The sequence below is a fragment of the Streptomyces sp. NPDC005899 genome, from assembly GCF_040629645.1.
Taxonomy (GTDB): domain Bacteria; phylum Actinomycetota; class Actinomycetes; order Streptomycetales; family Streptomycetaceae; genus Streptomyces.
The window spans coordinates 1-1,907 of the sequence record NZ_JBEXWB010000627.1 but is presented as its reverse complement, the minus strand read 5'-3'; the positions used below and the strand labels follow the sequence as shown (position 1 = coordinate 1,907).

The window sequence follows — 1,907 nt, the reverse complement described above, 5'->3', positions numbered from 1 at the left end:
CAGATCCGCCGGATCCACGGCGAGTCCGGCGGCGCCTACGGCTCCCCGCGGGTGACCGTCGAGCTCCACGAGAAGGGACACCGGGTCAACGAGAAGCGGGTCGCACGGATCATGCGGACGTCCTCCATCACCGTCCCCGACCCGGCATCCGGGCAGGCCGCGGACCTGTTCGGGCGCGACTTCACCGCCACCGAGCCCGGGCGCAAGCTCATGGGCGACATCACGTATCTCCCGCTCCAGGGCGGGAAGTTCCTCTATCTCGCGACGGTGCTGGACTGCTTCAGTCGCAAGGTCGTCGGCTGGTCCATCGCCGACCACATGCGCACGGACCTGGTCTCCGACGCTCTGCGGATGGCCGCCTCGACCCGCGGCTCGCTGGACGGGGCGGTGTTCCACTCCGATCACGGAGCCCAGTACGGATCCCGCGCCTACGCCGGCCTCTGCGACCAGCTCGGGGTCACCCGGTCGATGGGCGCGGTCGGCACCAGCGCCGACAACGCCGCCTGCGAAAGCTTCCACGCCTCCCTGAAACGCGAGACCCTCCAGGGCGCCCACGACTACGGCGACGCCACCACCTGCAGAGGAACGGTCTTCGCCTGGCTGACCCGCTACAACACCCGCCACCGGCACTCCACCAACGGCCACCTCAGCCCCGACGCCTACGAACGACACCACGCGGCTAAACTGACACTCGCCGCGTGACCAATAACCGCGTGCCCACCTTCATGGGGGAAGGCCCCATGGGACGAGCTCTGCCGACAACGTCCTCCAGGCCGAGGCCGGATGCCGAACGAGCACACCCGAGAGTGCGCATCCGCCTTCGCCTGGAGCTACATCACGGGAGGCGAGTTCGCCCTCGCACCAGTCTTCCAGCCACCAATGCGGCCCCACGACCGAACGCTCTCGCTAGACATGCCGCACCTGACGAAGCTCAGGCGTTGGGAATCGAAAACACCGCCAGTCCCCGGCTCCTGGCTCTGCACGGCCCTCGAGGAACACGCCAGACAGGTGATCGCCGCCATCGGTCACGCATCGTGATCAAGACGGATCCCGGCCCGCCAACTATCGCCCTCAAGATCCGCCAACCAGCTCCCTCCACCTGCTGGCGGCCTGCACCGAGGAGAGCATCACCCGCCAACTACGATCCTCGGTCACAGAGGCTGTGACCGGGATCCGTAGTGTGCGAATGGGGTCGCTACATTGCGGATCTTGACCTGGTGACGCTCTGTTTGTCGTCTGCCATTGAGACGTCAGCGGAGTCTGCCACTGGCTGTCATGTGGTTCTGCCATGAGGTGTGTCAGTAGGTGCTGACGTCGTCGGCGTCGGGATGATGCGGAGGCTGTACCGGACGTCGTCGGCCAGGACGGCGGAGCCATCGTCGGTGCGGACCAGGAGCCCGGCGTCGAGCAGACCCGCACCGGTGGCCGCCGTGGGCTCCTCGAGGTCGGTGGACGGTGCCCTCGTAGGACGCCTGGAACAGCACGGCCGCGTCCTGATCGCTGAAGACACCGAACCTTGCGGTCCGTGGTCCCGGATCGCCTTTCACCTCTTGCGGCGAAGCACACCGCACGGTCCCACGCATGGACGGGTGCCGTTGTCCATCACCCCTGGGCGGGACCTTGCTTTCGGCCTATCACCCACGCCGATGCCGCCCACGTCCCCGGCGCCCGTGTGGGGGGCCAAGAACGAAACATCATTTTCGCGCCTTACCTCACAGGTAGGCGCAGGTCATCTCGCCGCTACCAGACTGTGTTGCTGCCCATGATGACTGCTGACAGCAACCGACGAAGGGTGATTCGAGCATGGCTGACTGGGCTTGATCCGCTTTGACGAACATTCGAGATCTGGGGTTCAGCCCCGGGAGGATGTCCATCATGGAGAGCATGGGGAAGAAGAAGCCTCGCCG

The 1,907-nt window shown here is 66.2% G+C and carries 2 protein-coding genes; one reads left to right on the top strand and one right to left on the bottom strand.

Annotation, left to right across the window (positions count from 1 at the left end; translation table 11 throughout):
• Nucleotides 1–702, top strand: a 702-nt coding sequence (locus ABZ371_RS32175) for an IS3 family transposase (protein ID WP_358686391.1), incomplete at its 5' end; no start/stop codon positions are given.
• Nucleotides 703–1,712: 1,010 nt separating this feature from the next.
• On the opposite strand, the gene ABZ371_RS32170 is transcribed toward ABZ371_RS32175, so the two are convergent.
• The coding region (locus tag ABZ371_RS32170) for a hypothetical protein (RefSeq protein WP_358686389.1) at nucleotides 1,713–1,907 on the bottom strand (195 nt) is incomplete at its 5' end.